25 protein-coding genes and 1 riboswitch are annotated in these 21,034 nt (G+C 68.9%); of the genes, 15 read left to right on the top strand and 10 right to left on the bottom strand.

What is annotated here, in order from left to right; all coding sequences use genetic code 11:
* Nucleotides 1-8: 8 nt before the first annotated feature.
* A complete protein-coding gene (locus tag AB8M46_RS18390; protein WP_037337309.1) occupies nt 9-392 on the bottom strand; it encodes a hypothetical protein in 384 nt (127 codons plus the stop codon).
* 23 nt (nt 393-415) lie between these two features.
* The gene (locus tag AB8M46_RS18395; protein ID WP_037339884.1) at nt 416-664 is read right to left on the bottom strand and encodes a hypothetical protein; all 249 of its coding nucleotides are present in this window, start codon (nt 662-664) and stop codon (nt 416-418) included.
* A gap of 40 nt (nt 665-704) precedes the next feature.
* Here AB8M46_RS18395 and AB8M46_RS18400 point away from each other — a divergent pair, with 40 nt between their 5' ends.
* From AB8M46_RS18400 to AB8M46_RS18430, 7 genes are all read left to right on the top strand, one after another.
* Nucleotides 705-995, top strand: coding sequence for a hypothetical protein (locus AB8M46_RS18400; protein ID WP_394360933.1), 291 nt, complete (start codon nt 705-707; stop codon nt 993-995).
* A gap of 238 nt (nt 996-1,233) precedes the next feature.
* Nucleotides 1,234-1,467 (top strand): hypothetical protein, encoded by a 234-nt coding sequence (locus AB8M46_RS18405; RefSeq protein WP_016334075.1) that lies wholly within the window; start codon nt 1,234-1,236, stop codon nt 1,465-1,467.
* Between the two features lie 37 nt (nt 1,468-1,504).
* Nucleotides 1,505-2,140 (top strand): CDP-alcohol phosphatidyltransferase family protein, encoded by a 636-nt coding sequence (locus tag AB8M46_RS18410; RefSeq protein WP_052120514.1) that lies wholly within the window; start codon nt 1,505-1,507, stop codon nt 2,138-2,140.
* 63 nt (nt 2,141-2,203) lie between these two features.
* Nucleotides 2,204-2,587, top strand: coding sequence for a glycine cleavage system protein GcvH (gcvH, locus tag AB8M46_RS18415; RefSeq protein WP_005150021.1), 384 nt, complete (start codon nt 2,204-2,206; stop codon nt 2,585-2,587).
* A 125-nt stretch (nt 2,588-2,712) separates the two neighbouring features.
* Nucleotides 2,713-3,180 carry a glycogen accumulation regulator GarA gene (garA, locus tag AB8M46_RS18420; RefSeq protein WP_016334077.1) on the top strand — a complete coding sequence of 156 codons (468 nt, stop codon included), beginning with the start codon at nt 2,713-2,715 and terminating at the stop codon, nt 3,178-3,180.
* The gene (locus AB8M46_RS18425) at nt 3,177-3,938 is read left to right on the top strand and encodes a MerR family transcriptional regulator (RefSeq protein WP_038514056.1); all 762 of its coding nucleotides are present in this window, start codon (nt 3,177-3,179) and stop codon (nt 3,936-3,938) included. The genes garA and AB8M46_RS18425 overlap by 4 nt, the downstream gene beginning before the upstream one ends.
* A gap of 220 nt (nt 3,939-4,158) precedes the next feature.
* Nucleotides 4,159-4,632: a bifunctional nuclease family protein gene (locus AB8M46_RS18430; RefSeq protein ID WP_005150031.1), complete on the top strand. Its 474-nt coding sequence runs from the start codon at nt 4,159-4,161 to the stop codon at nt 4,630-4,632.
* 78 nt (nt 4,633-4,710) lie between these two features.
* Here AB8M46_RS18430 and AB8M46_RS18435 read toward each other — a convergent pair whose 3' ends face one another.
* Nucleotides 4,711-5,355, bottom strand: a complete 645-nt coding sequence (locus AB8M46_RS18435) for a TetR/AcrR family transcriptional regulator (RefSeq protein ID WP_016334079.1) — start codon at nt 5,353-5,355, stop codon at nt 4,711-4,713.
* Nucleotides 5,356-5,622: 267 nt separating this feature from the next.
* Between AB8M46_RS18435 and AB8M46_RS18440 the strand changes: the two genes are divergently transcribed.
* Together AB8M46_RS18440 and gcvP are read left to right on the top strand one after the other, a co-directional pair.
* A complete protein-coding gene (locus AB8M46_RS18440) occupies nt 5,623-6,204 on the top strand; it encodes a MerR family transcriptional regulator (RefSeq protein WP_005150040.1) in 582 nt (193 codons plus the stop codon).
* Between the two features lie 46 nt (nt 6,205-6,250).
* Nucleotides 6,251-6,352: riboswitch (glycine riboswitch) on the top strand.
* Nucleotides 6,353-6,523: 171 nt separating this feature from the next.
* On the top strand, nt 6,524-9,403 hold the full coding sequence (gene gcvP, locus AB8M46_RS18445) for an aminomethyl-transferring glycine dehydrogenase (protein WP_394360934.1): 2,880 nt from the start codon (nt 6,524-6,526) through the stop codon (nt 9,401-9,403).
* Between the two features lie 3 nt (nt 9,404-9,406).
* Here the strand turns inward: gcvP and AB8M46_RS18450 are convergent, their stop codons facing one another.
* On the bottom strand, nt 9,407-9,769 hold the full coding sequence (locus AB8M46_RS18450; protein WP_394360935.1) for a nuclear transport factor 2 family protein: 363 nt from the start codon (nt 9,767-9,769) through the stop codon (nt 9,407-9,409).
* 114 nt (nt 9,770-9,883) lie between these two features.
* Between AB8M46_RS18450 and AB8M46_RS18455 the strand changes: the two genes are divergently transcribed.
* Nucleotides 9,884-10,702, top strand: a complete 819-nt coding sequence (locus AB8M46_RS18455) for a helix-turn-helix domain-containing protein (protein WP_394360936.1) — start codon at nt 9,884-9,886, stop codon at nt 10,700-10,702.
* A 48-nt stretch (nt 10,703-10,750) separates the two neighbouring features.
* The gene (locus AB8M46_RS18460; RefSeq protein ID WP_394360937.1) at nt 10,751-11,575 is read left to right on the top strand and encodes an aldo/keto reductase; all 825 of its coding nucleotides are present in this window, start codon (nt 10,751-10,753) and stop codon (nt 11,573-11,575) included.
* Between the two features lie 456 nt (nt 11,576-12,031).
* Here AB8M46_RS18460 and AB8M46_RS18465 read toward each other — a convergent pair whose 3' ends face one another.
* The 5 genes from AB8M46_RS18465 to AB8M46_RS18485 form a co-directional block, all read right to left on the bottom strand.
* Nucleotides 12,032-12,718 carry a hypothetical protein gene (locus AB8M46_RS18465; RefSeq protein WP_037337331.1) on the bottom strand — a complete coding sequence of 229 codons (687 nt, stop codon included), beginning with the start codon at nt 12,716-12,718 and terminating at the stop codon, nt 12,032-12,034.
* A gap of 93 nt (nt 12,719-12,811) precedes the next feature.
* Entirely contained in the window at nt 12,812-13,723 is a 912-nt protein-coding gene (locus AB8M46_RS18470; protein WP_394360938.1) for a 3-methyladenine DNA glycosylase, read from the bottom strand.
* Nucleotides 13,720-14,763 carry a hemolysin family protein gene (locus AB8M46_RS18475; protein ID WP_037337336.1) on the bottom strand — a complete coding sequence of 348 codons (1,044 nt, stop codon included), beginning with the start codon at nt 14,761-14,763 and terminating at the stop codon, nt 13,720-13,722. The genes AB8M46_RS18470 and AB8M46_RS18475 overlap by 4 nt, the downstream gene beginning before the upstream one ends.
* Entirely contained in the window at nt 14,760-16,106 is a 1,347-nt protein-coding gene (locus AB8M46_RS18480; protein WP_394360939.1) for a hemolysin family protein, read from the bottom strand. Before AB8M46_RS18480 ends, AB8M46_RS18475 begins: the two co-directional genes overlap by 4 nt.
* Before the next feature lie 157 nt (nt 16,107-16,263).
* On the bottom strand, nt 16,264-16,860 hold the full coding sequence (locus AB8M46_RS18485; protein ID WP_037337340.1) for a TetR/AcrR family transcriptional regulator: 597 nt from the start codon (nt 16,858-16,860) through the stop codon (nt 16,264-16,266).
* Nucleotides 16,861-17,040: 180 nt separating this feature from the next.
* Here AB8M46_RS18485 and AB8M46_RS18490 point away from each other — a divergent pair, with 180 nt between their 5' ends.
* Genes AB8M46_RS18490 through AB8M46_RS18505 form a run of 4 tightly spaced genes read left to right on the top strand, consistent with a single transcriptional unit; the run spans nt 17,041 to nt 20,173 of the window.
* Complete coding sequence (locus tag AB8M46_RS18490) at nt 17,041-17,460, top strand: hypothetical protein (RefSeq protein ID WP_394360940.1); 420 nt, start codon at nt 17,041-17,043, stop codon at nt 17,458-17,460.
* A 2-nt stretch (nt 17,461-17,462) separates the two neighbouring features.
* Nucleotides 17,463-18,089 carry a DUF3558 domain-containing protein gene (locus AB8M46_RS18495; protein ID WP_394360941.1) on the top strand — a complete coding sequence of 209 codons (627 nt, stop codon included), beginning with the start codon at nt 17,463-17,465 and terminating at the stop codon, nt 18,087-18,089.
* Nucleotides 18,086-19,417 (top strand): hypothetical protein, encoded by a 1,332-nt coding sequence (locus AB8M46_RS18500; RefSeq protein ID WP_394360942.1) that lies wholly within the window; start codon nt 18,086-18,088, stop codon nt 19,415-19,417. The genes AB8M46_RS18495 and AB8M46_RS18500 overlap by 4 nt, the downstream gene beginning before the upstream one ends.
* A gap of 24 nt (nt 19,418-19,441) precedes the next feature.
* The gene (locus AB8M46_RS18505) at nt 19,442-20,173 is read left to right on the top strand and encodes an ESX secretion-associated protein EspG (RefSeq protein WP_350592088.1); all 732 of its coding nucleotides are present in this window, start codon (nt 19,442-19,444) and stop codon (nt 20,171-20,173) included.
* A gap of 4 nt (nt 20,174-20,177) precedes the next feature.
* On the opposite strand, the gene AB8M46_RS18510 is transcribed toward AB8M46_RS18505, so the two are convergent.
* On the bottom strand, nt 20,178-20,981 hold the full coding sequence (locus AB8M46_RS18510; protein WP_394361722.1) for a MarR family transcriptional regulator: 804 nt from the start codon (nt 20,979-20,981) through the stop codon (nt 20,178-20,180).
* Between the last annotated feature and the right edge of the window lie 53 nt (nt 20,982-21,034).

Raw genomic sequence — 21,034 nt, forward strand, 5'->3', positions numbered from 1 at the left:
GTCCGTGCTCAGCTCCGGGTGGCCTCGATCTGCCGTTCGTCCTCGGTCGAACAGCTCGTCACCGGATCGTTCGGACCGCTGCCGCAGGTCCAGGCCCCGACCACGACCGGGCCCGGCCCCTGCGGTGACGTCGCTTCGGCGGGTGTCAGCTTGGCGAAGTAGTCCTTGAGCACCTGCGTCGCTTCGGCACAGTCGGTCTTCCCCCGGACGACGACCTTGTTCTTCGCGCCTTGGTATCCGGCGACTTCTCCGCACGGCGATCCGGCGAGGGCCTGGTCGGCGGCGGGTGCGGGGGAGGACGGGGGCGGCGCGGCCGCGGGCGCGGGATCGGCGCCGCAACCGCTCAGCAGGACGACGGCGAACGCGGCGGGAAGCACGGCGAGGCTCTTCATGGGCCCTTCTTCTCGGGGATGGTTCATTCGACGGGGACGACGGCGGCGAACACGTTCTGCTCGCCCTTGCTGCAACTCGTGCCGCCCTGGGCGGCGGGAGCGCCGGAGACGCACAGCCAGCCGTCCACGGTCTCGCTGACCGGCTCGTCCGAGCCCGCGGACTGACGGCCGGCGATCCTCTTGTGGAACGCGTCGACGATCCCGGTCGCCTCCGCACAGGAGACGCCGGGTCCGTTGAGCACCTGCAAGGTCAGCCCGCTCGCCGCGGTCACCGTCCCGCAGGAACCCTGTACCGGTTCAGCGGGTTTCGGTTTGGGGGCGGGAGTCGGGGCGGCGGACGGACTCGGCGCGGTTGGGGACGGGATCGGCGGCACCGAAACGCTGGACGCGCTCGTGGGGATCGCGGGCGATGAGACCGGCGTCGAAGTGACAGGCGGTGGCGGGGATTCGCCCGAACAGGCGGCGAGCGTTCCGGCGACGGCGCAGACCGCGAACAGGCGCCGCCACGTTCCCGTGGTCGTCGAGACGGGCAAGGCGATCCTTTCGTCGGCCGGTCGTGGCCGGCCCATTCTGACCCGGCCGGGCCCGATGTCGTGGCATTGAGCCACGTTCGGTTCGCGGGAGGCTATCGCGGCCCCGTCGCCGCGATACGCGAGGACCGGACAATCACTGTCCACTGTGGACAATTAATATGCCGTTCACGGCGCGGCAACACCCTGCTGTCGTCGCGAACCGATCGGACGAATCCGGCGCCGAGCCGTTAACGCGCGGCCCCGTTCTGCCGAAAAGACAAGTAGCGCTCCGGCGTGTCCCAGTCCCCGTCACCGAAACCGTGAGAGCGATGAAGACCGACGAACAGACCGACCCCGCGTCACCCCAGGCCACCGCACCGGCGAGCACGGAGCTTCCCCCGACGGCCCCGTGCACCGTCGTCTGGTGTGGCGGCCGCCCGTACGTCCTGGAGAACTCGGCGGGCCACCATCGCTGGATGGGCACCGACCACCGGGGCAGGCCCGTGGCGCTGACCAGCGCGGACCTGCAACGCCGCGGCTGGACGCACACCCGGGCCAGCTGACGCGGGAGGACCTGCCGCCGCTGGCTAGGCTGAGCGGGTGAGTACGCCCCCCGAACCGAGCGTGACCAGCGAAGAGCCTTCCCTGCTGCGGCAGGCCCTGAATGTCCCCAACATGCTTTCGATCCTCCGGCTCGCCGGGGTGCCGGTCTTCCTGTGGCTGCTCCTCGGCCCTAAGGAGGACGGCTGGGCGCTCGCGCTGCTCGTGTTCAGCGCGCTCACCGACTGGCTCGACGGCAAACTCGCCCGCTGGCTCAACCAGATGTCGCGGCTCGGCCAGCTGCTCGACCCCGCGGCCGACCGGCTCTACATCCTCGCGACCCTCATCGCCTTCCTGATCCGCGACATCATCCCGTGGTGGCTGGTGGTCCCGCTGGTCGTCCGGGAGGCCGTCCTCGGCGTCTGCGTCCTGCTGCTGCGGCGCCGGGGGTTCGCCCCGCCGGAGGTCACCTACATCGGCAAGGGCGCCACCTTCGTGCTGATGTACGCCTTCCCGTTCCTGCTGCTCACCCAGGGCGGCTCCGACATCGCCGCGATCGCCCGGCCGATCGGCTACGCCTTCACGGCATGGGGTGCGGTCCTGTACGTCTATTCAGGCGTGCTGTACGTCGTCCAGACCGTACGGGCGCTGCGCCCGGCCGCTCCCGGCGTGTCGCGGGAGGCGCCGGGCGCGTGACCCGGCGGGATGGGAAACTGCGCGCGTCGGTTTCGAGTGAGGGCATCAGAAAGGGGAGCGGCGTTGTCCACTCCAGAAGAACTGCGGTACACCGAGGAGCACGAGTGGGTCTCCGTGCGCGACGGCGGGCTCGTGCGCGTGGGCATCACGGAGTACGCCCAGGACCAGCTCGGTGACGTGGTGTTCGTCGAACTGCCCGAGGTCGGCAAGCAGGTCGGCTCGGGCGACGCGTTCGGCGAGGTCGAGTCGACCAAGAGCGTCTCGGAGCTGTTCGCCCCGCTCGACGGCGAGGTGGTCGCGGTCAACGACGCGGTGACCGAATCGCCCGAGCTGATCAACAGCGACCCGTACGGCGAAGGCTGGCTGATCGAGCTCCGTCTCGACGACGCGAGCTCGGTGGAATCCCTGCTGGAGGCCGAGGCGTACCAGGCGCTGATCAAGGAATAGCCGCAGGCCGTGGCCCTTCGGGAAGAGTAGGGGGAGCCGCGGGCCGGAGATTCGATCAGGCACGGTACGTTTGACCTCCACACGTTCTTGAGTAGTGGCAACACACATGCGTTAGGAGAGCTCAGGTGAGCACGAACGACGGGCCCGGCGTTCCCCCGGAGCAGTCTCCGGAGCGGACTTCTGTCTTCCGGGCCGACTTCCTGGCCGACGTCGAAGGCACTGAGGCTCCTCCGGCTGCCGAGGCCCCCGTCCAGGGTGTGGACGCGCTGCCCGCGGGTTCCGCGCTGCTGGTCGTCAAGCGGGGCCCGAACGCGGGGTCGCGCTTCCTGCTGGACCGCGACACCACCAGTGCGGGACGGCACCCGGACAGCGACATCTTCCTCGACGACGTCACGGTCTCCCGGCGGCACGCCGAGTTCCGGCGTGAGGGCGGCGAGTTCGTCGTCATCGACGTCGGCAGCCTCAACGGCACCTACGTCAACCGCGAGCCGGTCGACCAGGCCGTCCTCGCCGGTGGCGACGAGGTGCAGATCGGCAAGTTCCGCCTGGTCTTCCTGACCGGCCCGGGTTCCGGGGGCCAGGGGGCACGGTGACGGCGGCCGGGCGGCCTGATCGGGATGCTTCGCAGCGCGATGGGTTGAGCATCGGGGCCGTGCTGGCACAGCTGCGCGGCGACTTCCCCGATGTCACCATCTCCAAGATCCGGTTCCTCGAGGCGGAGGGGCTGGTCCAGCCGGGCCGGACCCCGTCGGGGTACCGGCAGTTCGCTCCGGCGGACGTGGAGCGGTTGCGGTTCGTCCTGTCCGCCCAGCGGGATCACTACCTGCCGCTGAAGGTCATCAAGGAACAGCTGGACGCGGCGGATCGGGGCGCCGCGCCGGAAGCGGCGATGCCGAGGCTGCCGCGGAAACTCGTTTCACTCGACGCCCCCGGGGAGAACGGCGGACTGCCGTCCCCCGGGGACTTCGAGACCGATCGCGAGATCAGGCTGACCGAGGAAGATCTGCTCCGCCAGGCCGGCATCGACGCCGCCACCCTGGCTGAGCTGCGGCAATACGGTCTCGTGCGCCCAGGTGCGGCGGGGTTCTTCGACCCCGACGCGGTCCTCGTGGCGAAGACCGTGAAAGCGATGACCGAATTCGGTATAGAGCCGAGACATCTGCGTGCCTTCCGGGCCGCGGCCGACCGCGAGGTCGGCCTGCTGGAGCAGATCGTGACCCCGGTGTATCGGCATCGTGACGAGGACGCCCAGGCGAGGGGCGACGAAGTCGTCCGGGAGCTCGCCGCCTTGACCGTGGCGTTGCACACGCTCTTGGTGAAGGCCGGAATACGGGCTGTCACGGGCGGTTGAACGGTTCCAGGTGACCGGGAGCCGTTGTGCGGCCACTTGTCAATGCCTGAATGTTCGGCATCCAATGCCGTACCGTGAGAGTCGGGTTTGCCACGGGCGAACCGAGAATGTCGGAGACAGCGAGCACAGCGCTCGGAAGACGGGTAGCGTCGGGACTACCGTCGCTTGGTCGTCGAGACAAGCGTTGCAGCCCGTGCGCACGAGAGGGAGGCGAAGCCCGATGAGCGAGATGCGCGTCGTCGGCGTGCGGGTGGAGCTACCCGCGAATCAGCCGATCTTGTTGCTGCGGGAAACCGAAGGCGAGCGTTACCTGCCGATCTGGATCGGCTCGGTGGAGGCCACCGCCATCGCCTTGGAGCAGCAGGGAGTCCGCCCGGCCCGTCCGCTGACCCATGACCTGCTCAAGGAGGTCATCGGCGCACTGGGCCGTGAGCTGGAACAGGTCGTCATCACCGACCTGAAGGAAGGCACGTTCTTCGCGGAACTGGTCTTCGACGGGGACATCCGGGTTTCGGCGCGGCCGAGCGATTCGGTGGCGCTGGCGCTGCGGGTGGGGGTGCCCATCCACGCCGTCGACGCGGTGCTGGAGGAGGCGGGCCTCATCATCCCCGACGAGCAGGAGGACGAGGTCGAGAAGTTCCGCGAGTTCCTCGACTCGGTCTCGCCGGAGGACTTCCGCGGCGCGGACACCTGATCCCGAGAACTCGATCGAAGGGGCGGCGCCTGGTGGTGCCGCCCCTTCTTCGTAGGCGTTTAGTCCTCTGAATGCGGATCAGGCGGCGGTCGCCTTGAGGAACAGGTCGGCCAGCTCGCGGCCATACCGCTCCAGGTCCAGCTTCGGATCCGCCGCGAACTTCGCCGCGACGCCGTCGATGGCCTGCGCGATCGACAGCGCCATCACGTCCGCCGCGAAGTCGCCGAAAGCGCCTTCCTGCTGGCCCTGGCGCAGCTGACGTTCGAGCCGTCCGGTCCGGAACTCCTCGACGAGCGGCGCCGACATGAACCAGCCCTCGGCGTCCGAGCCGCTCGAAGCCATCTCGACCATGACCCGTACCAGTTCCGGGTACGAGCCGAGGAAGGCGATCTCCGCCTCGATGTAGCCGCGCAGCAGCCCGGCACGGTCGGTCGTGCCCTCGATGCGCTCCTCGAGGAACTTGTCCTTCATCCCGGTCGCGGTGGTGACCACGGCCTGCATCAGGCCGGCCTTGTTGGTGAAGTGGTAGGAGATGATCCGGGTGCTGGACAGCCCGGCCCGCTCCTTGATCTTCGCGAACGACGTCTTGTGGTAGCCGAAGTCGGCGATCGTCGCGATCGCGGCCCCGACGATCTGGGCCCGCCGGGCCGCCTCGGTGACCGAGAGCCCCAGCTCCGCCTGAACCTCTTGCAGGGCACTTTGGGTGGAGGGATTTACTTGCATGAGTAAAAATTAACACGGCTGAGTAAATCCGGCAAGCGTGCGGCCGAACGGGGGACTGTCCTCGACAAGCCTCAAGAAGAGCTTGAGGCCGACCGCGCGTCGCGTTGACCGGTTTGCCGGACGCGCTTACCGTCAATGAAGGTGAATCGCCAAGGTGTGATTCGGATGTCTGGGGCATTCGTCTTGACGAGGAACTCCGGTGCGGACTCCCGTGGGTCCGCGCGGCTTTGTTCGCCGGCCGCCAGGTCGGGCGAGGGGAGGCATGGCGTGGTCGAGGCTGGTAGCCCTCAAGAGCCGCTCGTTCCGGTCGCTGACGGCGAGCAGGGCGAGCTGTTCCCCGACTCTTCCCTCCCGGACGAACTCGTCGGCTACCGCGGCCCGGCCGCCTGCCAGATCGCCGGGATCACCTACCGGCAGCTCGACTACTGGGCCCGAACGAAGCTGGTCGCGCCGAGCATCCGCACGGCGCACGGTTCCGGTTCGCAGCGGCTCTACTCGTTCAAGGACATCCTCGTCCTGAAGGTGGTCAAGCGGCTGCTGGACACCGGTGTCTCCCTGCAGAACATCCGCGTCGCCGTCGACCATCTGCGCCTGCGCGGCGTCCGTGACCTCGCCAAGGTCACCCTGTTCTCGGACGGCACCACCGTCTACGAGTGCACCTCGCCCGAAGAGATCGTCGATTTACTCCAGGGCGGGCAGGGCGTCTTCGGCATCGCGGTCAGCGGCGCGATGCAGGAGATCAGCGGCACCATCCACGAGTTCCCGGCCGAACGGGCCGACGGCGGCGTGATCGAAACGGTCACGCCGGACGAGCTCACGCAGCGCCGCAACGCCCGTCGCACCGGCTGATCATGAGGCCGCGCGAGCGGCAGGGTAGGCTCACTTCCGCGGTCGACGAATCCGCGCGGGAGAGACCGAGTCGATAACCGTTGAGCTCGGCGCCGAAGGAGCAAGTCCTCCCCGGAACCTCTCAGGCACCCTGGACCGCGCGGAAGAGACGCCTCTGGAAAGTGGTTCGCCAGGTCACAGCCTGGCGGCCCCGCCGACGGTGCAAGCCCGGCTCAACACTCGGGCGAAACTCTCAGGCGCCCCCTCGGGGGTACGGACAGAGTGGGGAGGGCCAGGACAATCCGTCCCGGCCCCACCCCCGCGTCTTGGGAGGTCCCCGATGGAGCCTGTTTCACTGGCCGCTCTCGAATCCGGAACCCCCTTCGCGGACCGGCACATCGGTCCCGGCGCCGAAGAGCTCGCGCGCATCCTGGACGTCGTCGGCGTCGCCTCCCTCGAAGAGCTCGCCGAGCGGGCCGTCCCCGCGTCGCTGCGGGAGTCCGCGACGCCGCCGGATCTGCCGCCACCCGCCACCGAGACCGGCGCGCTCGCCGAGCTCCGCGCACTGGCCGCGCGCAACCGGCCGATGGTCCAGATGATCGGCCTCGGCTACCACGACACCGTGACCCCGCCGGTGATCCGCCGCAACGTGCTGGAGAGCCCGGCCTGGTACACCGCGTACACGCCGTATCAGCCGGAGATCTCGCAAGGCCGCCTCGAAGCGCTGCTCAACTTCCAGACCATGGTCGCCGACCTGACCGGGCTGCCGATCGCGAACGCGTCCATGCTGGACGAGGCGACCGCCGCGGCCGAGGCGATGACACTGGTCCGCCGGGCGGGCAAGGCGAAATCGAGCCGGTTCGTGGTCGACGAGGACACCCTTCCCCAGACGATCGAGGTGCTGCGCACCCGTGCCGAACCGCTCGGCATCGACCTGGTGACCGCGGACCTGTCCCAGGGCATCACCGGGCTCGGGCTCGGCGGCGACTTCTTCGGGGTCCTGCTGTCGTATCCGGGCGCCTCGGGGGTCGTCCGCGAATGGGACCACACGATCGCCGAGGTCAAGGCGCTCGGCGCCGCCGTGGTGATGGCCGCGGATCCGCTCGCGCTGACCCTGCTGCGGTCGCCCGGTGAACTCGGCGCCGACGTCGCCATCGGGTCGACGCAGCGGTTCGGGGTCCCGATGGGCTTCGGCGGACCGCACGCGGCGTACCTCGCCGTCCGGCAGGGGCTCGAACGGCAGCTGCCCGGACGGCTGGTCGGGGTGTCGAAGGACGCCGACGGCGCCTCCGCGTACCGGCTCGCGCTGCAGACCCGTGAGCAGCACATCCGCCGCGAAAAGGCGACGAGCAACATCTGTACCGCCCAGGTGCTCTTAGCGGTCATCGCGTCGATGTACGCGGTGTACCACGGTCCCGAAGGGCTGCGCGCCATCGCGAACCGCGCGCACCGGATGGCCACGGTGCTCGCGGCGGGCCTCGCCGAAAGCGGTGTCGACGTCGTGCACTGCGAATTCTTCGACACCGTCACGGTTTCCGTCCCGGGCCGCGCGGCGGGGATCGTCGGCACGGCGCGGGAACTCGGGGTCAACCTGAGGCTCGTGGACTCCGACCACGTCGCCGTCGCCTGCGACGAGACGACCACCCGTGAGCATCTTTCCCTGGTGTGGAAGGCGTTCGGCGTCGCGGTGTCCGATGTGGACTCGCTCGACGCGGACACCGCGGACGGCTTCCCGCCGGATCTGCGCCGCACCAGCGACTACCTGACCCATCCCGTCTTCCACGCGCACCGCTCGGAAACGGCGCTGCTCCGGTACCTGAGGGCGTTGTCCGACAAGGACGTCGCGCTCGACCGGAGCATGATCCCGCTGGGCTCCTGCACGATGAAGCTCAACGCCACGGCCGAGATGGAGCCGATCACCTGGCCCGAGTTCGCCGGTCTGCATCCGTTCGCACCCGCCGAGGACGCGGCCGGCCTGCTCACCGTCGTGAAGGACCTGGAGCGCTGGCTCGCCGGTATCACCGGCTACGACGCGGTCTCCCTGCAGCCGAACGCCGGAAGCCAGGGCGAGTTCGCCGGGCTGCTGGCCATCCGCGCGTACCACCGCGAACGCGGGAACGCCGCGCGTGACGTCTGCCTGATCCCTTCCAGCGCGCACGGGACGAACGCCGCCAGCGCGGTCATGGCCGGGATGCGGGTGGTCGTCGTGAAATGCGACGACGAGGGCAACATCGACCTGGGTCATCTCAAGTCCACTGTGGACGAGCACGCGGACGACCTCGCCGCGATCATGATCACCTATCCCTCCACGCACGGCGTGTACGAGGACACCGTCCGCGAGGTCTGCGCGCTGGTGCACGACGCGGGCGGCCAGGTGTACGTCGACGGCGCGAACCTGAACGCGCTGATCGGGGTGGCGCAGTACGGGAAATTCGGCGCCGACGTCTCGCATCTCAACCTGCACAAGACCTTCTGCATCCCGCACGGCGGCGGCGGACCGGGCATCGGCCCGATCGGCGTCCGCGCGCATCTAGCGCCGTACCTGCCGAACCACCCGCTGCAGCCGGACGCGGGCCCGGCCACCGGGGTGGGGCCGATCAGCGCCGCGCCGTGGGGGAGCGCGTCGATCCTCCCGATCTCCTGGGCCTACGTCCGGATGATGGGCGCCGAAGGCTTGAAGCGGGCGACGCTGACCGCGGTCGCGCACGCCAACTACGTCGCCAAACGTCTCGCCGCGCACTACCCGGTGCTGTACTCCGGGCACGACGGCCTCGTCGCGCACGAATGCATCCTCGATCTCCGCGCGCTCACCAAACGGACCGGCGTCACCGTCGACGACGTCGCCAAGCGGCTGGCCGACTACGGGCTCCACGCGCCGACGATGTCCTTCCCGGTCGCGGGAACGCTCATGGTCGAGCCCACCGAGAGCGAGGATCTCGGTGAACTCGACCGGTTCTGCGACGCGATGATCGCGATCCGCGACGAGATCGAGAAGGTCGCCGCGGGGGAGTGGCCGCTGGAGGGAAGCCCGCTGCGGAACGCGCCGCACACCGCGCGCTGTCTCGCGGGCGAGTGGGATCGCCCGTACAGCAGGGAGATCGCGGTCTTCCCGGCCGGCTTCACCGCGTCGAAGATCTGGCCCCCGGTGCGGCGGATCGACGGGGCCGCGGGGGACCGCAACCTCGTCTGCTCCTGTCCGCCGCCGGAGGCCTTCGCCTGATCGTCAGCCGGGCATCTTGTCGAGAAAGCCCAGCACCTGCTTGATCCGGCCGTCCTCGACGGTGATGACGTCGAAACCGATCGCCAGCGGCTCCACGGCGCCTTCCGGGCCGAGGTACCACTGGAACCGTGCGATGTCGTGGTGCGCGTCGGGCGCCGCGGGCAGGCTGAACTTCAAGCCCGCGAACTGGGCCTGCGCGCCGGCGATGAAGCCGTCGACACCGTCGTGGCCGGTCACGGCGCCGAGCGGGTCGGTGTAGGCGGTGTCCTCGGTGAAGACTTCGGCGATCAGGGCGCGGCGCTTGTCCGCGTCGGTCTCGTTCCACACGGCGATGTACTGCTCGGCGACGCGCTGGATGTCCGACATGGTGTCTCCTCGTTCTGTTGTGGGGTAACCGATGCCGCAACTCTGTCGGCCGGGAGCGGGTCCCGTCGATTACGCGGGAGGTAATGGCGGCTCCGCGGGCGGGGCCGTAGGTTCGTGATCGTGACGACCACAGTGAGCGCGGGCCGCCCCGTCGGCGAACTCCTTCGTGAATGGCGTGACCGCCGCCGGATCAGCCAGCTGGACCTCGCCATCTCGGCGGACATCTCCACCCGGCACCTGAGCTTCGTCGAAACCGGCCGGTCCAAGCCCAGCCGCGAGATGGTGCTGCGGCTCGGCGAACATCTGGAGGTGCCCTTGCGGGAACGCAATCAGCTGCTGCTGGCGGCGGGATACGCGCCCGCGTACGCCGAAACCGGTCTGGCCGCCCCGGAGCTGCAAGCGGTCCGCAAGGCGGTGCGCCAGCTGATGACCGGCCACGAGCCGTACCCGGCCGCCGTCGTCGACCGCTGGTGGAACCTGGTCGACGCCAACGCGAGCATCTCGCTGATGACCGACCTGGTCTCACCCGCCTTGATGACGGCGCCGGTCAACGTCCTGCGGGTGACACTGCATCCGGACGGGATGGCGCCGCATGTGCTGAATCTGGGGGAGTGGCGGGCCCATCTGCTCGGCAGGCTGCGGCGTCAGGTGATCCAGACCGCCGACCCGATGCTGACCGAACTGCTGGAGGAACTGCGCGCCTATCCGTGCGCGGATCCCGTCCCCGAGGTGGAGGTCCCCGGACCGGGTGACATCTTCGTCCCGCTGAGACTGCGGCACGAAGACGCCGAACTCACGTTCTTCAGTACGGTCTCGACCTTCGGCACACCGCTGGACGTCACGGTCGCCGAGCTGGTGATCGAGTCGTTCTTCCCGGCGGACGCGGACACGGCGGAGTATTTGCGCGCGTATGCCGCGCGCGGGGTGGAATGATGCGGGGCAAGAAGCCCTGCCGCCGAACCCAGTGAGGATTTCCCTTCCATGGCCGTGCCTTCCGTCGTCCTGAACAACGAGGTAGCCATCCCACAACTCGGTTTCGGCGTCTGGCAGGTGCCCGCGGGCGATACGGCCAAGGTCGTCCGGACCGCCATCGAGGCCGGGTACCGCAGCATCGACACCGCCGCGTCGTACCGGAACGAAGCCGGTGTCGGCGAGGCGATCCGCTCATCGGACGTCCCCCGCGACGAACTGTTCGTCACCACGAAGCTGCCGAATCCGGGCCACGGTTACGACGAGGCGCTGCGGGCGTTCGACGCGAGCCTCGCGGAGCTCGGGCTGGACCACGTCGACCTCTACCTGATCCACTGGCCGATGCCCGCCCGCGGGAAGTACGTCGAAACCTGGCGTGCGCTGGAAAAGCTCTACGCGGACGGCCGGGTGCGCGCGATCGGGGTGTCGAACTTCCACGTCCCGCATCTGCGGCGGCTCTTCGACGAGACGGGGATCGTGCCCGCGGTCAACCAGGTCGAACTGCATCCCCGGCTTCAGCAGAAGGCGTTGCGGGAGTTCCACGCCGAGCACGGCATCGTCACCGAGGCGTGGAGCCCGCTGGCGCAGGGATCTTTGCTCTCGGACGCGACGCTGACCGCCCTCGCCGCCAAATACGGCAAGAGCCCCGCGCAACTCGTGCTGCGCTGGCATCTGCAACTCGGCACGGTCGCGATCCCGAAATCCGTGACCCCGTCCCGGATCCGCGAGAACTTCGACGTCTTCGACTTCGAACTCGCCGAAGACGATCTCGCCGCGCTCGCCGAGTTCGACGACGGGACGCGCACCGGCCCGGACCCGGACACCTTCTCCTCGTGAGTGTTGAGGACGGCTCTTACTGTCCTCAACACTCACGAGGCCGGGACCGAATCGGGAGTCTCGCGTGATCAGATGGACGACACGCGTGATCCGACGGACGACACGAGTGTCTGGAGGGACATCACGCGAGTCGTCCGTCTGGGCACGCGTGTCGTCCATTCCGTCACGTGTGTCGTCCGTCGGATCACGCCAAACCGTCGGACACGGTTGGTGTTAACCGCTCTCGCCGCTCACGAGGACTTGGCCCGCTGATACTGGCGTCCCAAGTACATGAAGGCCCCCTTCACTGCGCTAGACGCAGTGAAGGGGGCCTTCATGTACTTGGGAAGGTGTGAAGGTCGAGTTCAGCAGAAGTCCAAGACACCCTTGGTTCTAACCGTCCAACACTCACGAGGCGGAGATACGGGAAAGGCCCCTTCCCGAGCGGCGAAGGGGCCTTTCCCGTGGTTCGGGGCCTCAGGTGGCCTTGATACCCGCGGCCGCGAAGTCGGCCTGCTGGGCGGGCTGCTGGAGGTACTGGCGGAACGTCTGCGCGGCGCGCATCTGGACCTCGTCGATGTTCTTGCCGGCGAGCCCGACGAGCGGGTAGTCGGCCGAACGCGCCGTCGCGACCGACTGGGCGGGCGAACCGACCAGCTCGGGCTTGGCGGTGTTCAGCTCGGTCACCCAGTAGGAGGACTCGGGGATCCAGGCGGCGGGCAGGCCGCCGATGGAGTCGAGGTTGGTCCGCCCGACGAGGCCGTCGAGCACCGAAGCGGAGGACAGCGCGTCGATCTGGATGATCACGCAGTGGTCGCGGACCACGGTCGCGGCGTTGTTCCACCGCTCGGCCGCCGCACGGACCGGCTTCTCGATGCTGGGGGTGACGATGACCCGCATCGGGGTGTCGCCGGCGCTGCACGCCTTGGCCTGGGCTTCGGCACGGGTGTTGAGCTCGCCGTCCGCCCAGTTCCAGCCCAGCACGCCGATCGCGACCAGGACCACGAGGACCAGGCAGGCGATGGGCCATTTGGCGATCCGCCGCCGCGGGGCCTTCTTCCCGACGATCCGGTGCGAACCGGTCGCCTCACCGCGACCCTGAGGCCGCTTCGGCGGGTCGAGGGGATGCGGCACCGGCTCCTCGACCGCGCTGTGTCGCCCCATCGTTGTCCTTTCGAAACGTGCGCGCTCGCGCTGCGTATGCAATCAAACCGTTATCACTCTAACAGGGGAGGATGTTACGGGGAATGCGACGACTCACAGTTGTTTTCCGCGTGTCGCGGGAACTTTCCTTAACTCGGCCAGGAGCCGTTGGCAATGCGCTATCAGGTGCTCACGCAGCGGCGCCGCCCGCCGGGCGAACGCGGCCTGCGCGCGGGCGTACTCGGCACGGCCTTCCGGGGTCTCGATCCGCACGGGCGAGTATCCGAATGACGCCAGATCGTACGGGCTGGCCCGCATGTCCAGCTCACGGATGTCCGCGGCCAGCTCGAAGCAGTCCCCGACCAGCTCGGCCGGGACGAACGGATCGAGTTTGTACGCCCACTTGAACAGGTCCATGTTGGCGTGCAGGCAGCCCGGCTGCTCGAAGTCGACCTGGTCCTCCCGCGCCGGCCGCAGGGTGTTGAGCGGCCGGGCGGGCTCGGTGAAGAACCGAAACGCGTCGAAATGTCCGCATCGGATCTCCAGCGACTCGACGACGCCGTCGGTCCCGGCCGAGCCGAGCCGGAGCGGAAGCTGTGAGTGGCGAACCTCATTCGCCGATTCCCGGTAAACCATTGCCCATTCGTGAAGCCCGAAACAACTGAGTCTCGGCGAGCGGGACGCGGTCGCGGAAAGCAGCCGGAGAACGAATTGCGCGGTCTTGGCCCGGCCCTCGGTGAAGCCCGCCGGATCCAGCATGACGCCGTCCGGAGTCTCCAGGTAGCCCTTCCGCTCCAGGAACCGGCGCGCGGACGCGCCTTCGAGCACGACACCCGGACCCGGCTGCCAGCGCTCCAGATGTCCTGGCCGGTGCGAGTAGTAGCTGAAGAGGAAGTCGAGCACCGGATGCTTCTCGCCCCGCGAGCGGCGGCGCTGGTGCGGTGTCGTCCAGCGCCGCATCCGCGTGACGTGGTCGTCCTCCCGAGCCCGCCACACGGACTCGGGAAGGACGATCAGGCCGGTCATGACATGACGTGGGTACCGTCGCGGACAGTTCCCACGTATTCCTCGACGAGGTCCTCCAGCGCGACGACGCCGACCGCGGTCCCGGCCGGGCTCAGCGCCCGCGCCAGGTGACTGCCTTCCTTGCGCATCGCCGACAGCGCCTCGTCCAGCCGGGCGTCGGCGTGCAGTTCGGTGAGCGCCCGCGTCTTGTCCGACGGCACCACGGTGGTCGGGTCCTCGCCCACGAGGTCGAGGATGTCCTTGACGTGGATGTAGCCGGTCAGCGTCCCGTCGTCGGTGCACACCGGGAAGCGGGAGAACCCGGTCGAGGACACCGCCCGTTCGACGTCGCCCAGCGTGGGCGAGCAGGGCAGTGTGGTCAGCTGGGCCGTCGGGACCAGCACGTCCGCGACCGTCTTCTCCACCGAGGACAGCGTCTTGCTCAGACGCTGGTGCTCGGAATGCTCCAGCAGGCCCTCGCGGCGCGACTCGCTGAGCAGTTCGGCGAGTTCGTCGGACGTGTAGGCAGTCTCCAGCTCGTCCTTCGGCTCGACCTTGAACACCCGCAGCAGCGAGTTCGCCACGAAGTTCAGCAGCCAGATGAACGGGTTGGCGACCTTCACCCAGGCCACGTGCACCGGCACCAGCCACAGCGCCAGCCGCTCCGGCTCGGCGATCGCGAGGTTCTTCGGCACCATCTCGCCGATGAGGACGTGCAGGATGGTGATGAACGCCAGCGCGATCGCGAACGAGATCGGGTGCAGCAGCACCTCGGGGATCCCGAACAACTCGAAGAACCCGGCAAGCCGGTGCGCGACGGCGGGCTCGCCGAGCCGTCCCAGCAGCAGCGAGCAGATGGTGATGCCGAGCTGCGCGCCCGCGAGCATCAGCGAGACGTTCCTGCTCGCGTTGATCACGATCCTGGCGCGGGTCTTCCCCTGCTCCAGCAAGGCTTCCAGCCGGTCACGCCGCGACGAGATCAGCGCGAACTCGGCACCGACGAAGAACGCGTTGGCCAGCAACAGGACCACGACGAGGAAGATGTTGAACCAGTCGCTCATCGGGCGGGCTCCTGCTCGGCGGAGGTCGAGGTTTCGCTGACCCGGCGGACTTCGACCTCGGCGATGCGGAGACGGTCCATTTTGGTCACCGTGAGCCGCCAGGCGTCGAGTTCGGTGGCGTCGCCGGGGGAGGGGATCCGGCCGAGCCGTTCGAGGATCAGCCCGGCGATGGTCTCGTAGTCGCCGTCGGGCATCCGGAACCCGGTCTCGTCGGTGACCTCGTCGGCGCGAAGCTGTCCGGACACGAGCCAGTTGTCGGCGCCGACCTGCTGGGAGGACGGCGCTTCACGGTCGTCGTGCTCGTCGCGGACGTCGCCGATGATCTCCTCGACCACGTCCTCCAGGGTCACCAGGCCCGCGGTGCCGCCGTACTCGTCGACGACGATCGCGAGCTGGAAGCGGGAATCACGCAGCCGGTTGAGCAGCGAGTCTCCCGGCAGCGATTCGGGCACCGTCGGGATCGGCCGCATGACCGAACCGATCCGTATCGTGGCGCGCTGGGCGGCCGGGACGGTGAACGCCTGCTTGATGTGCACCGCGCCCTGCACGTCGTCGAGATCCTCGGTGTAGACCGGGAAACGCGAGAAGCCGGTGCGGCGCGAGATCTCGATGAGGTCGGAGATCGTGTCGTCCACGGTCAGCGATTCGAGCTGGACGCGCGGCGTCATCAGCTCGTCGGCCGTCCGCTCGCCGAAGCGCAGCGACTTGTCCAGCAGTTCGGCCGTCGACGTGTCGAGCGTGCCGCTTTCCGCGCTGGAGCGCACGATCGACCCGAGTTCCTGCGGCGACCGGGCCGACCGCAGTTCTTCCTGCGGCTCCACGCCGAACTTGCGGACGAGGAAGTTGGCGCTGTTGTTCATCAGGGTGATGAGCCAGCGGAACAGCGACGAGAACCGCGAGTGGTACCCCGCGACGGCACGCGCGGTCTGCAGCGGCCGGGCGATCGCGAGGTTCTTCGGCATCATCTCGCCAAGGATCATCGACAGCGACGTGGCCAAGATCAGCGCGACCGCCAGCGAGACGCCGTTCGCCACGCCTTCGGAGAACCCGACGGCGGTGAACAGCGGGTGCAGCAGATCACCGATCACCGGTTCCGCGAGGTAACCGGTGATCAGGGTGGTGATGGTGATCGCCACCTGCGCGCCGGAGAGCTGGAACGAGAGCGTGCGGTGCGCCTTCTGCACGGTGTGCGCGCGTTTGTCGCCGACCTGGCGGACGTTCGCGTCCACCGTGCTGCGCTCGAGCGCGGTGAGGGAGAACTCGGCGGCGACGGCGAGGCCGGTGCCGACGGTCAGCAGGAGGAACAGGAGAATGCCGAGAACGGCGAGCAGGATTTCCATCATTTCCTGCCGGCGGGGTCGGCGGGAAGAGCCGCGGAACAGCCGGGTGTGCCACCCGGCTCGATACTGTCACCAGGTGACTGCGCGTCGCGCACGAAAAGAGTCACTCCTCGATCGGAATCAACTGACACCGCCGCTGTACTGCGGCGATGGGACAATCTTAACGTGTTCCCCCGGCCGCGTGGGCACGGTGCCGCCGCACGCTCTCCTCGACCAGGTCGAGAACGGGGCCGAGATCGTCTCCGGGCTGGCCCATCGCGAGGTGGGAGACGAGACCTTCGAGAACGAGTTCGAGGTATGCGGTCAGGACGTCGACGTCGACGTCGTCACGCAGGATCCCGGCGTCGCGCTGGCGCTCCAGGCGGCGGCGGGTCGCGGCGGTCAGCTGGTGGGACCGCTCGGCCCAGCGGGCCCGGAACTCGGGGTCGGTGCGCAGCCGCCGGGAGACCTCCAGCCGCGTGCCGAGCCAGTCGGCGGGGTGTTCGCTGCGGTTCGTCAGCAGCTCGCGCATCACCTGGACGAGACCCTGCTCGGCGACGATGTCGGCCATGCGCACCGCGTCGTCCTCGGCCAAGGCCAGGAAGAGGGACTCCTTGTCGCGGAAATGGTGGAAGATCGCACCGCGGGACAGTCCGGTGGCTTCTTCCAGCCGCCGGACGGTGGCACCCTCGTAGCCGTGGCGTGCGAAACACACGCGGGAGCCGTCGAGGATCTGGCGCCGGCGTGCGTCGAGGTGATCCTGGCTGACCCGTGGCATCCTGGGATCCTGTCACCGGGAACCCGGTCAATGCAATCCGTACGTACGTACTGTGACCAGTTCGCGGGATGATCCGCCCGACCGGGAACCGGACGGCTCCGAGACACGTCCGACCACTCGGCCGGATCGGCTGACACGCCGTCCGCCGCTTGGCTACTCTTTGTCCATCACCGTGTGTGAGTGCTGAGGGGAAGGTGCGGGTTGAACATCATCGGCGATGCCGCGAGCGCGATCAAGGCCGTCTGGGGTGACCTCACCACGCCGAAGGAACCGACCGTTTACGGCGGTGGGGGCGGCGGTGGCGGCGGGTTCGAGATGAGCCCCGAAGAGCTGAAGACCGTCATCGGGCTGTGGCAGGACGAGCTGAAGAAGGTTGTCGAGGACGGCGACAAGATCCGCCGGATCGCGGAGGACCTGATGCCGCCGGGGAAAGACGAAGCCAGCTCGAGCTATGTCGATTCCGGAATCACGTCCTTGATCTCCCTGCAGGACCAGAACGACTCGATGAAGGCCTATATCGAGGGCTACATCGAGAAACTCGAGATGGCTCGCACGAAGACGATGGCGACCGACCAGGCCAACACCCTGCGCACGACCTGAGGATGCCGAACGTGTTGAGGAATCGCGCCGCGGTGGCGGCGCTCGTGCTCGTTTCCGTCGCGGTCGCAGGGTGCACGGGGGAGACCCCTGGTACAGCTACGCCCACTCCGGGAACGTCGCCGTCGTCGGCTTCGTCGGCCGCGCCGGAGGATCCGAACGTCCCGAAGGTGGCGAATCCGCTGGATGCCTCGGCCTTCGTCGGCGACCCGTGCAAACTGCTCCCGGCCGCCACGGCCGCGGAACTGGGGTTCACCGAGCCCGGCGAGCCGAAGAGCGACACCAGCAATCCCGCTTGCAGCTGGAAGAGTCGTGGCAAGGCCGACAGCCTGCAGATCATCCTCGGCAGCGGCAACCGCGAAAAGGGTATGGGCGGGCTTGCCGGATTGCAGAAGGCCAAGGACGCCGGGCAGCTGAAGTTCCTCGAGCCCGGTCCCGAGGTCGACGGTTATCCGACCGTGTACTACGGACTGCAGGACCGGCGAGCGCGCGGCAATTGTGATCTGTCGGTCGGCGTCGCCGACGACCTGGCGATCAGCGCCCAGGCCGAGGGCTACGACAACGAACAGGATTCCTGTGGGAACGCGCAGAAGGCCGTGTCGGCCATGATCAAGACACTCAAGGGGGCATGAGAGTGGACGGCAAACAGATCTTCGAGAACTTCACCCAGGGCGACACCCGCAACCTGCGTTCGGCGGCCGATCGCATCGCCGAACTCTCGGACGCCTACGTCGAGCGCGGCATGGCCATCAAGTCCCTGCAGACGCGGATGACGGCGTCCTGGACCGGTTCCGCCGCCGACGCGGCGAACGCCGGTGCGGGCCCGCTGGAGCAGGCCTTCAAGGAGACCGCGGAGCCGCTGTTCCAGACCAGGGATTCGGTGACGACGCAGGCCGACAGCTTCGACGACTCCGGGCAGACGGTCGTCCCGGTGCCGCCGAAGCCGGACAAGCCCAACCCCTGGACCACCGGCCTGAAGGGCGCGATCCCGATCGCCGGGCCGTTCATGGTCAACAACGACATCAAGAACTACCAAGAGGGCGTCGCGAAACACGAGGCGGCGAACCAGAACAACGTCCGCGTGATGGACCAGTACGACTCGGTCACCAGCAGCACGAGTTCCAGCCTGCCGACCGATTACGGCGTGTTGAAGAGCGACGGCGCGGACGTCAGCGTCAAGACCCCCGGCGGTACGCCCCCGGTCCACCCGCCGGTCATCCCGGTCAAGCCGATCAGGAACGGCGGCGGGGACGACAACGACGGCACCGACACCAGCGGCACGGACGACAACGGCACCAACCCGAATCAGAACAGGCCGGGCGGCGACGATCGCACCCCGACCAAACCGGGCCCCAACGACGACCGCCCGGTGATCCCGAGGGACCGGCCCGACCCCACCATCCCGCCTCCCACGACGCGCAAGCCGGGCGACGGCGACGACACCACACGCCCGACCGGCGGTGGCAAGGGCAGGCCCGGGCCGACGACCGAAATCCCGGGCAGGATCCCCGGACGGGGACCCGGCGGCGACTCGGACAACGTCATCGGCCTGCCGAACGGCCCCGGCCAGAACTACAACCCGAACGGTCCCGGCCAGAATCCGCCGGGAAGCACCGGCGGTCGCAACGTGCCCCCGTCCAACAGCGCCGCGGGCAGGCTGCTCGGTGGCGAGGGCGGCACCGGCGGCCGGGCGGGCGCTCCCGGTTCCGGCGGTCTCGGCTCGGGCAGGGGCTCCGGCATGGGCGGTCTCGGCGGCATCGGTGGCGCCGACCACCTGGCCGGTGGTCGCGGAGCGGGCGGTCGTGGCGGCGGGCAGATGGGTCCGATGGGCGCCGGCGGCCGACGTGCCGACGGCGACGAGGACGACGAGCACCAGCGTCCCGACTACCTGATCGAGGCCGACCCGGACGCGATCTTCGGCACCGACCAGCGGACCAGTCCGCCGGTCATCGGCGAGTAACGGATGACCGTGAGAACAGGCCGGGTGGACGTCCCGGTCGAAGCCTTGGCGGTGCTCGCCGAACGCGAACGCGTCGGCGAACTGCACATCACGCTGCGTCCCGAACCGCGCTGGCTGTCCAGGACGGCCCGCGCGGAGGCGGACAAGCGCGTTGAAGCGGCGCTGGCACAGGCCGGGCTGCTGGATTCGAGCGGCCGCGCGTCGGTCGACTTCCTGGACTGGCTTCCGGTGCTCACGAAACCGGCCATCGAGTACTACGGCTGGGTGAACACCGGCGGCCAGACCTACGGCGTCCTCGCCGCTTCGCTGGGGCTGCAGGCGGTCCTGGCGGTGGCGTCGGGCGACTGGGTCGGGCTGCAGGAGATCGATCGGCGACGGCTGCCCGAAACGCTGATCGAGCAGCTGCCGCCCGTCCCCGCGGGCGGCGGAAGGCTGCGCACGGTCCGCGCGTACGAGCTCGAAGAAGCGGCTCGCCGCGGCCCGGACACGCATTCGCTGCCGCCGGTGATCGCGGACATCGTCAGCCTCGTGCAGCGGCCGGTCGAGGGGAGCGGCGAGCTCTACGTCGGCAAGCGGGACGAGGTCGGCAGGCATGTGGCCGCCGAGGATCCGCTTCATTTCGCCGATACGGACTGGGGCCGGTACCTGAGCTACACGACCGGCCATGGCAACGACGCCGTGGTCCACATCGGACCGGCCGGCCCGGCGGAGCTGGCAGACGCGCTCAAGCACGTCTCCAGCACCTTGGCCGGCTAGGCCGTCACCACGGAAACACCGCCCTGAGCGCGGCCGAGATCGGTTCGAGGTCGGCGACGACACGCTCGAGTTCTTGGGCGCTCAGGGCGTTGTACGGCGTCTCCGCGAGCCTGTTGGTCATGGCCTCGACGCGTTCCTTCGTGGCGCGCCCAGCCGGGGTGAGCCAGCCGTCCGTCCCGATGAGACCGCGGTCGCGCATACCGTCGACGACCGCGGTCAGCTGGGCGGCGGGGAGGTGCCAGACCCGGCCGAACTCGTTCGCGGGGGTGCCGACGGACAGGGCGTGGAGCACATGGGACTCCGTGCCACCGATGCCTTCGACCAGCAAAGCGACGGTGTGGCCGTCGCCGCGGTGTTCACGCAGGAGAGTGGCGGCGTGCCACAGCCTGGCCACGGGCTCCTGCGGGACCGGGACAGTGCGGAGGGCGGCGTAGAGGGCGCGTCCCTCGACCGGCGCGCTGGTCGCGGCTTTCAGCAGGAGGTCGCCTGCGCGGGTGACTCCGGAGGTGTCGGCGAGTCCGCCGAGGATCCGCCGCATCCCCGCGACGCATCCTCGTTCGCGGGCGGCCAGCGCCGCCTCGGGTGTGGTCAGCTCCCAGATCTTCGGGATGTGCCGGGCCACCTCGCCGGGGGCGAAGTTGTAGAAGATCGCGTGGATCACCTCGGCGGGCACCGACCGGCCGAACGGCGCGGCGCGGCCGGCGAAGTAGGCGTCCCACGGGCCGCGCAGGCCGAGCGCGATCAAGGCCTCGTCCGACTCGTCGGCGAAGTAGGGCACCAGACCGATGGGCTCGACCAGGTCGTACATGCGGCGGGCGTTCGACATCTCATCCCCTGGGGCTTCGTGGCGGCGCTCTCGTG

Origin of the sequence: Amycolatopsis sp. SB7-3, from assembly GCF_041021335.1 — a bacterium.
Taxonomy (GTDB): domain Bacteria; phylum Actinomycetota; class Actinomycetes; order Mycobacteriales; family Pseudonocardiaceae; genus Amycolatopsis; species Amycolatopsis japonica.